The organism is Microbacterium sp. UBA837, assembly GCF_002296025.1.
In the GTDB taxonomy this organism is placed as follows: domain Bacteria; phylum Actinomycetota; class Actinomycetes; order Actinomycetales; family Microbacteriaceae; genus Microbacterium.
Map to the genome: position 1 here is coordinate 2,773 of NZ_DBHD01000023.1, position 9,543 is coordinate 12,315.

Annotated in this window: 7 protein-coding genes; all 7 read right to left on the minus strand. The window is 67.9% G+C overall.

What is annotated here, in order from left to right; genetic code table 11:
• Positions 1-12 precede the first annotated feature (12 nt).
• Positions 13-1,065: a non-homologous end-joining DNA ligase gene (ligD, locus tag B3587_RS02055; protein ID WP_292726163.1), complete on the minus strand. Its 1,053-nt coding sequence runs from the start codon at positions 1,063-1,065 to the stop codon at positions 13-15.
• The gene (locus B3587_RS02060) at positions 1,055-2,119 is read right to left on the minus strand and encodes an SseB family protein (RefSeq protein WP_292726165.1); all 1,065 of its coding nucleotides are present in this window, start codon (positions 2,117-2,119) and stop codon (positions 1,055-1,057) included. Before B3587_RS02060 ends, ligD begins: the two co-directional genes overlap by 11 nt.
• A gap of 92 nt (positions 2,120-2,211) precedes the next feature.
• Positions 2,212-3,795 carry an aspartate:alanine exchanger family transporter gene (locus B3587_RS02065; protein WP_292726167.1) on the minus strand — a complete coding sequence of 528 codons (1,584 nt, stop codon included), beginning with the start codon at positions 3,793-3,795 and terminating at the stop codon, positions 2,212-2,214.
• Positions 3,796-3,939: 144 nt separating this feature from the next.
• The gene (locus B3587_RS02070) at positions 3,940-6,330 is read right to left on the minus strand and encodes an ATP-dependent helicase (protein ID WP_292726169.1); all 2,391 of its coding nucleotides are present in this window, start codon (positions 6,328-6,330) and stop codon (positions 3,940-3,942) included.
• 49 nt (positions 6,331-6,379) lie between these two features.
• The gene (locus B3587_RS02075) at positions 6,380-7,468 is read right to left on the minus strand and encodes a peptidase C39 family protein (protein ID WP_228179113.1); all 1,089 of its coding nucleotides are present in this window, start codon (positions 7,466-7,468) and stop codon (positions 6,380-6,382) included.
• Between the two features lies 1 nt (position 7,469).
• On the minus strand, positions 7,470-9,038 hold the full coding sequence (locus B3587_RS02080) for an ATP-binding cassette domain-containing protein (RefSeq protein ID WP_292726172.1): 1,569 nt from the start codon (positions 9,036-9,038) through the stop codon (positions 7,470-7,472).
• The coding region (locus tag B3587_RS02085) for an ABC transporter permease (protein WP_292726173.1) at positions 9,035-9,543 on the minus strand (509 nt) is incomplete at its 5' end. The genes B3587_RS02080 and B3587_RS02085, both read right to left, overlap by 4 nt.

The following is a 9,543-nucleotide window of genomic DNA, read 5'->3' on the forward strand; positions in this document are numbered from 1 at the left end:
CAGTCTTGTCGGTCACTCGATTTCCTCCGTTTCGGGGTCGCTCGGGTCGGGTTTGCGTGCGCGGCTCGGCTGGACCCGCGGGGGTTCGCCGGGCATCTTCGGGAACTCGGGCGGGAAAGGCAGCTCACCGAGTCCGTCGGAAAGGTCTCTCTCCCACCACTCCAGCAGCGTGTCGATCCTGCCGCGTACCTCGCCGAACCGGGCCCAGGGGTCGCCCACCTCGGCCAGGCGCTCCGGCACGGTGCGCACAGTGAACGATGCCGGATCGACGGATGCCAGCTCCTCCCAGCTGATCGGGGTGGCAACAGTCGCGGCCGGCAGGGCTCGCGGACTGTAGGCCCCTGCCATCGTGCGGTCGCGATTTGCCTGGTTGAAGTCGATGAAGACGCGCTCTCCGCGCTCCTCTTTCCACCACTTCGTGGTGACACGGTCCGGCATCCGTCGCTCCAGTTCGCGACCGGCGGCGATGACCGCGTGCCTGACGTCGAGGAACTCCCACTCCGGTTCGATCGGGCAGAACAGGTGGATGCCGCGGTTGCCGCTTGTTTTGATCCATGCCTCGAGCCCCGCCTCCGCGAGCACCTCACGGAGCGCGGGGGCGACGGCCGCGGCATCCGCGAAGTCGGTTCCGGGCTGCGGGTCGAGGTCGATGCGCAGTTCGACAGGGTTGTCGGTGTTCTCGGTGCGCGATGCCCAGGGATGGAAGACGACGGTGTTCATCTGTGCCGCCCAGACGACGGCGGCGGGCTCGGTGAGCACGATCTGCGGATGCCGACGCCCGCTGTTGTAGGTCACGGTGACGGTCTCGATGAACGACGGCGCGCCCTTGGGCGGGTTCTTCGAGAAGAACATCTCACCCTCGATCGAGTCGGGGTAGCGCTCAAGCGAGACGGGACGGTGGCCGTTGGCGGCGAGGAAGGGGCCTGCGACGGCGAGCAGGTACTCGGCCAGCTCGCGCTTGGTTATGCCGACCGCTGGCCACAGCACACGGTCAGGACTGGACAGCCCGACCTCCCGATCGCCGTCGGGGCCGGGGATGGTGAGGGTGATCCGGTCAGTCGCCATCGTCCGGGGCCTCGACCATCAGCGGGGCGAGGTGGTCTCGGTTCAGTCGAATCCAGGGACCGGCGGGGTCGATGAGGATGCCGGCGAGCTCGGGGTCTGCGCGAAGCGCCGCGCCCAGTTGCGCACCGGTGACGGGGGCGGGGCGGTCACCGCGCCCGAGTGCTGCGATCTCGATGGGGTGCGTAAACACTTCGATGAGGCGGTCGCCGTCGGCGGTACGGGCTTCGGCGACTCCGACCTGATCGGACCCTTCGGGCTTGTTCACCGCGATCCACAGGCGTGAGGAAGGGATGGCTGCCACCACCTCGTCGGGCGTGGACTCGGTGCGGCGGGCAGCGAGCAGCTTCTTGACGCTGAACTCGGGGTCGGCCTGCTCCATCATCTGAGCGATGAGGTCCCGAGAGAGCAGCGCCCTGGCAGGGGCGGATGCCGGGTCAATGATCAGTCCGGCGTAGGTGCCCGACAGCAGGAACCGCAGCACCGCCTGCGCGGGCTGCGCCATCGCCGAGGTGTCGGTCGCGCCGTCTGCGGCAAGGCTGGCACGCAAGGCCGCGACACCGCTGTAGGCAAGGACGTACTGCTTGTCACCGATCGTGGTGATCGCCAGCGGAATGTTCTCACCCTCGGCGAGCATTCGCTTGGCATCTCCCTTGACGCGCAGGAAGAGGTGTCCCTGCAGCAGCTGACGGGCAACCTGCAGGAGTTCCGCCGGCTCGGGTCGTTCGGGGAGCTTTGACAGCGCCGTCACCAGCGGGCCGTTGTCTTGGACGCTGGGCCGGGGCGGCGCTTCTGCGTCGTCATCGGCCGCCGTTTCTGCCGCGGCGTTCGCCGCGGGCGCGGGGGCCCCGAGGCCCTGGAACGACGACATCGAGATCCCGACCACCGCGTCGAAGTCTGGTTCGTCGTCAGCGACCGCCGAGGGCTGCGAGGCTGCCGGGTCGGCGTCGGATGCGGCGTTGGCGACTCCCGTGTCGTCAACGGATGTCGTGTCGTCGGAGGCGCCCTCGGGCGTCTCGGCAGGCGTTGCTGCGGGGCGTCGAGAGAACAGAGCCATGCTTCGAGGCTACCGACGTCGCGCGTGGATCAGGACCAGGGTTGTCACAGTTCGGGAAACGCGGTAAGCGTGGATGCCGTCTTCGGCCGGGACTACAGCAGCGTGAGCAGCTGGGCGAGCAGGATCTTCACGACCAGCGCCGTGGGATAGACGAGGCTGTAACCAAGGGCGACGCGGACGTCGTGGCCAGTGCGTTCCTGGGCGAAGGCGAGGATCGCACTGTTCGTCTGCGCGCCGGCGATGACACCCGACAGCTTCGTACCCCCCAGGTGCAGGATGTGCCGCACCAGCAGGTAGGTGCCGAACATCGCGAAGGATGTCACGACCAATCCGATCCCGACGAGCGCGACGATCTCTCCCGACGCGATCGCCTGCAGGATCTGCGATCCCGCCTTCGACCCGGCGTAGGCGAGGAAGATCAACAGGCCCAACTCGCCCAGCGCGGTGGCAGCGGCGTTGGGGATCGTCGTCACAAAGCGGCCGATCCGCCCGATCCTGCCCATCACGAGGCCGACAATCAGCGCTCCGGCTGCGGCTCCCAGCGACAGGTGCGATCCGCCCGGCAGCGGCACTTCGATGAGGCCGAGCAGCATGCCCGCGGCGATACCGAGGCCGAGAGCCACGGGGTTGAGGTCGGCCATGCCGCGTTCAGAGTCGCCGAGAAAGGCCGTGACCGCGGGCAGCTGGTCGCGGGGAGCGACAACACGAAGCCGGTCGCCCTGGTGCAGCACGAAGTCGGGGGTCCCGAGGAACTCGACATCCCCGCGCCGCACCCGCACGATCGTCGCACCGAAGCGCTCGGCGACACCGAGCTGCGCGATCGTGCGTCCCGACCAGCGCGAGTCCGACAGGATGATCCGCCGGTAGTCCAGTCGGCTGCGGTCGTGCGTGATGTTGAGCGTCGACGGATGCCCCAGTTCCTCGGTGACGGCTGCCACGACCCGCTCCGGGCCGACCACATTGATGATTGCGCCCTTCTCGAGCACCGTGTCGGGACCCACGACGACGACCTCTCCGTCGGGGCGACGCAGGCGCGAGACCAGCACCCGGCCGCCGTGCCGCCGCGTGAGGTCGGTCATCGTGGGGGTGCTGTCGGTGTCGATGCGGATGACGAGGTCGACGATCCGTGGTGGTGCGTCAGCGTCTGTGCGACTGTGGCGAAGCGCGAGTACGACGGCTCCCATCGCACCAACAACGCCGAAGATGTAGGTGCTCGCATACCCGACTGTCGCTGCTGGGCTGCCCCCGGTAGCAGCGAGGGCGGGTGTGCTCGTGACCGAGCCGGCGTACGCACCGGCGATCGTTTCCGGCGACAGATCCAGAGCTGTCCCCAGGCCCAGCGTCAGGGCTGCCGCGACGATCATGATGACCGAGACGAGCAGCAGCATCCAGTACGACGTGCGAAGCGCATTCACGAACCCCGGCCCTGCGATGACGCCGATACTGAAGGCGAAGAGCACCAGACCGAAGTCGCCGACGTACGAGGGCACCTCAATCGTGACCCCCTGGGAGACGCCCCAGGCGGTGAGCGCGATCATCGTGAAGAGCACGGCTACGGCGCCGAGCGACATCCCCCACAACCGGATGCGGCCGATCGCCGCGCCGATACCCGTGACCAGGAACAGCACGAGCACCGGGTGATCGGCGAGCACAGTGAGGACTGACGCGAGGGTCATGGGCCTCCTTCTGCCAGCGGGCGTGACCTTCTGTGGGCCCTGGGCGCCGGTGCACCCTCGCTCACGCCGTCATCGCGATCGTACGCGCACCCACGGGTGGCGCTCAGGGGCGAAAGTCCTGGCGCCCCCTCCCAGACGCGACCCTCAGAGCTTGTCGATCGGGGCGATCTTGATCAGGAGCTTCTTGGCGCCCGCGCTATCGAAACGAACATGCGCGACGCGCTTCGCGCCCTCGCCCGTGACAGCATCCACTCGACCCTCGCCGAAGTCGTCGTGACGGATGCGATCTCCTGGCGCGAGCTCCATGTCGCCGTTGTCGCGCACCTTGGCCGGGATGCGGTTGGCGAACTTGTCGATTGAGGTCGACTTCGGCACGAGCGCGTCTCCGTAGCGGCCCGAGCCCCCGAAACCACCGCCGCCCGACCCGCCCCGCCCTGGCCGCGCATTGAGGGCGCGGGACTGGGAACCCCCACGGGAGTTCACATCACCCGGGGACTGGCGCCAATCGATGAGCGTCGCAGGGATCTCTTGCAGGAACCGGCTGGGCATCGCTACCGACACTTCGCCGAACTGCGCTCGGGTCATCGCGAGCGTGAGATAGAGCCGCGCTCGAGCACGCGTGACGCCGACGTAGAACAAGCGCCGCTCTTCCTGCGGTCCGCCCGGTTCCCCGGCCGAGATGCGGTGCGGGATGAGATCCTCTTCGACGCCCGTGATGAACACGGTGTCGTACTCCAGCCCCTTCGCCGTGTGCATCGTCATGAGAGACACGGACCCGCTCGCATCGTCGAGGTCGTCGGCATCCGCGACGAGGGCGACCTCGGTGAGGAAGTCGATGATCGTGCCGTCGGGGTTGTTGCGGGCGAACTCGCGTGTGACGGCGACGAGTTCGTCGAGGTTCTCGACGCGCGCTTCATCCTGCGGATCGCGGGAGGCGCGCAGCGCGTCGAGGTAACCCGACTTGTTCAGAAGCAGCTGAAGCCCTTCGGCCACCGTGGTGGGCGGCGGGAGCTCACCGGAGGACGGGAGCATCAGGGCGCTCGCCTCAGCGAGAACGGAATCCAACTGCGCGATCGCGGCTTGGATCTTGGGGCCGACGCCGAGGGCCGAGGCGTTGGCGAGCGCATCGCGGAACGTGATCTGCTGGTCCGCCGCGTAGCGGGCGATGGCCGTCTCGGTGACGTCGCCGATGCCGCGCCGCGGCTTGTTCAGGATGCGGCGCACCGCCATCTCATCGGCGGGGTTGGCCACAGCGACCAGGTACGCGAGGGCATCCTTGATCTCGGCGCGTTCGTAGAACTTCGTGCCGCCCATGATCTTGTAAGGCACTGCCGAGCGGATGAAGATCTCTTCCAGCGCACGGGACTGGGAGTTCGTGCGATAGAAAACTGCCATCTGGCCGTACTCGACGCCGCGGCGGTGGAGGGCTTCGATCTCGTCAGCGACGAACTGGGCCTCGTCGTGCTGGGAGTAACCGGTGAAGCCGACAATAGGATCGCCTGCCCCGACGTCCGTCCACAGCTTCTTGTCTTTGCGATCGAAGTTGTTGCCGATGACGGCGTTCGCCGCCGAGAGGATGTTCTGTGTCGACCGGTAGTTCTGTTCCAGCAACACGACCTTCGCGCCGGGGAAGTCGCGCTCGAACTCGCTGATGTTGCGGATGTCGGCCCCGCGGAACGCGTAAATCGACTGGTCTGAGTCACCGACGACGGTGAGCGAGGCACCCTCGAGTTCGGGAGCCTCGTCAGGCTCGAAGATCATCATTCCGCCGACGGAATACGGCTCGGCTGCAGCCCCCGTGACAGGGCGGGTGAGTTCGTGAATAAGCGCGTACTGCGCGTGGTTGGTGTCCTGGTACTCGTCGACGAGGACGTGCCGAAAGCGCCGGCGGTAGACATCCGCAACCTGCGGGAACGCGCGGAACAGATACACGGTCTGGGCGATGAGGTCGTCGAAGTCGAACGCGTTGGCGCGCTGCAGAGCTCGCTGGTAGTCGCCGAAGATCTCGACGAAGAGGCGCTCGGCGGGGTCGCTCATGTTCGCCTGTCGCGCGAAGGACTCGGCATCCGCGAGTTCGTTCTTGAGCTTGGAAATCCGTCCCTGCACGCCCGCGGGGGTCAGCCCGAGAGCGTCGGCTTCGTGCTCTTTCACGAGGCGCTTGATGAGAGCACGGGAGTCGCCGGAGTCGTAGATCGTGAACGCCTTCGTGAACCCGAACTGCTCGGCCTCGCGACGCAGGATCCGCACGCACGCGGAGTGGAACGTCGAGATCCACATCCCGCGCCCGCGTTCACCGACGAGCTGCTCGACACGTTCGCGCATCTCACCGGCTGCCTTGTTGGTGAACGTGATCGCGAGAATCTGACTCGGATAGGCCTCGCCACCGCGCAGCAGCGACGCGATCCGGTGGGTGAGCACCCGGGTCTTGCCCGACCCCGCGCCCGCGACGATCAGGAGCGCCGGGCCCCGGTACAGCACCGCCTCGCGCTGCGGCGGATTCAGGCCGGTCAGCAGCTCGTCATCCACCACATCCATAACCCCGCAAGTCTATTCGCGACCCCGGACATCCGCCCGGCCCGTCGACTCAGCGCGGCGAGAGGAAGATGACGCCGCGGTAGCCTTCGGGTCCCCAGGCGACGAGGCGTTCCAGGTCATCGATGTGGATCGGAAGATCATGGGTATCGACCCAGGTCTCCCCCGTCGCCTGGTTCACCCACGGGTCCTCGACGACGACATAGGGGCCGGCAGCGGCGTGAGCCACGATCCAGTGCGGTCCGGGGTCGGCGTGCATCGGCGCCTCGTCGATGAGAAGCAGGGCCTGCTCGCCCGCGGCCACCCGCGCCGCGACGTCGGTCATCGGGATTCGGGCCGTGTCGACCGGGATGCCGAGATCTGCCGCGCGTTTGCGCGATTCCCGCTGCAGCTCTGCCCGAAAGTCGTAGTCGAAGCCGGTGAAATCCTCCAGCAGGACAGGTCCTGGGTGATCGAGTGCGACCTCCACCGCGCCGCGAGAGCCGACGTGCTCCTGCACCGTGACGGCCAGTCCGAGCGGTTCACAGGCCGGGTAGTTGCTGGCGCGACGCCAGAAGTCGATCTCGAGATCACGATCTGGCACGGTCTCGCCCCCGAAGCCGGGGCTGCCGTGGCGCTCGGTCGCGATGAGGGCCGCTACCGCTCCGCACGTGAAGAGGGTCGTCTGTCCGTAGTAGCCGGGCTCGTCATGGGTCAGGGGAATGAGCCAGTGCACGAGCCCCTGCGTCGCCTCGGTGCCGACAGCACCCCAGGGGGCGCGCAGAGGCGCGAACCCGAGCGCTGCGGCCGACGCGGGAACCGCGGCATCCTCGGGCAGTTCCCACTTCACGGCGGCGTCGCCGCGCTCAGCTGCCGCAGCGATCACGCCCGCGATGAGGCGATCGGCAGCGTCAGTCGGAGCCTCGGGCGAGGTCCACAGGTCGACGATCTTGGTCGCAGCTGTCGCGGGGCGACCGGACGTGAGCACGGCAGCCAGGATGCCGGCGCCGCTACCGAGCATGTGCGCCGTGGGGCGGTACCCGGCGCGCTCGACGCGCCAGCGCGCGGCTCGCTCAGCACCCAGAGCATCAGCCAGGCCGGCATCCAGAACCGCGGTGACGGCTTCTGCGCCTTCCGCGAGCACCGGTTCGATCGATTGCACGTCAGTCTTCTCTCTCGCCGGTACCCACCGACGTGTTCTCGCGGTGCGCGGCGGCAACCAGCATCCGGGTGTATTCGTGTCGGGGCTCGGTGAGCACCTGTTCGCACGGTCCGCTCTCGATCACGCGGCCGTCCCAGAGCACGGTTACGGAGTCGGCGAGCAGTCGCACGACTGCCAGGTCGTGCGAGATGAACAACAGCGAGATACCGAGGTCGTCACGCAGCGTGGTCAACAGCGCCAGGATCTGGGCTTGCACCGAGACATCGAGTGCTGAGACCGACTCGTCGCAGATGAGGAGGCGCGGCCTCGGTGCCAGGGCACGCGCGATAGCGACGCGCTGGCGCTGACCACCCGACAGTTCGGCCGGGCGCTTGCCGGCGAAGTCGGTGGGAAGCCCGACGGTCTCGAGCAGCACAGCCACATCGGATGCCGGGCGGCGCGCGACGGCGAGGGCTTCGCGCAGGATCGACCCGATCGACATCATCGGGTTCAGCGACGAGTACGGATCTTGGAACACGATCTGCATCTGCGCTGGTGTGCGCGAGCGGCGTCCCGGGGCGAGGTTCTCACCGACAAAGGAGATGACTCCGCCGTCTTCGCGCTCCAGCCCCGCGATACAGCGCGCGAGCGTCGACTTGCCCGACCCGGATTCTCCGACCACGCCGACGATCTCGCCTTCGCCGATGCGCAGGTCGACGCCATCGAGCACCGTGCGCTCCCCGAAGTGCTTCGTCACTCCCGTCGCCTGCAGGAGGGTCGGAGTCTGGTCGGCCTCGGGCGCAGCAGTTTCACGCGGCGGCGCGAGGACGGGGTCCGCGTCGATGAGCGCACGGGTGTACGGATGCTTCGGAGCAGACAGCACATCGCCGGTTGCTCCACGCTCGACGATGACGCCGTGCTGCATGACCAAGACGTCGTCGGTCCGGCCGCGCACGAGTCCCAGGTCATGCGAGATGAGGATGACCGACAGGTCCCGACGTGCCTGCACCGCGCGCAGCAGGTCGAGGATCTCGGCCTGGTTCGATGCGTCAAGCGCGGTGGTCGGCTCATCCGCGATAAGGAGCTTCGGGTCAGCGGCCAGCGCCGCCGCGATAGCTACCCGCTGCCGCATGCCGCCCGAGAGCTGGTGCGGGAAGGCTCGCGCGACGCGTTCAGGGAGCTTCACCTCGGCCAGCCGCGCGGCCACCTCGCGAGCGAGGTCGGATGCCGCGATCCGCCTGTCAGATGCCGCCTGCAGCGTCCACGCGATCTGATCCCCGCACCGGTGCACCGGCGAGAGGCTCGTGAACGGATCCTGCAGCAGCAGCGCGACGGTGGACCCGCGCACCGAAGTCCACGCTGCAGGTGCGGCATCCAGCTCAAGTGACCGGTCGCCGATCACGGCGCTTCCTGCGGCGCGGAATCCGCGGGGCAGGAGGCCGATGAGACTCTTGGCGCTGAGGGTCTTGCCCGATCCGGACTCGCCGATGATGGCCAGGGTCCGGCCCGGAGCGATAGTCGCGTCGAACGGCTCGACCATGACGCCCTGTGGTCCGCGCACGGTGAGCCCGTGAATCTGCACGCCGGTCATGCGTCTTCTCCCACCTGCGAGAGGCGCTGACCCAGCCAGTCGCCGACGAGGTTCACGGCGCACGCGACGAGGATGATGAGGGCGGCCGGCACCATGACGGCGGCAGGGTTGTCGAACATGATCGCCCGGTTGTCGGTGAGCTGGCGCCCCCAGTCGGCAGTCCCCGGCGGCACCCCGACGCCGAGGAACGACAGCGACGAGAACGCGACGATCGCGAACGCGACGTTGAGCATCGCGTTCGTGATCACCAGGGTCGACACGTTCGGCAGGATGTGGCGGAACATCACGCGCCACCGCGAGAGCGAGAGCATCTGGGCAGCCTCGATGTAGGGCCGGGCCGACTGCTCGAGCACGCCCGCGCGCACGATTCGGATGTCCGACGGCGAGAACAGCGCGATCAGCAGAACCACGGTCACCCAGTACCCGCCGCCGAACACACCGGCGACGACGATCGCCGCCAGCAGCACCGGAAGGGCGAGCAGCAGGTCGGTCCAGCGGCTGATCA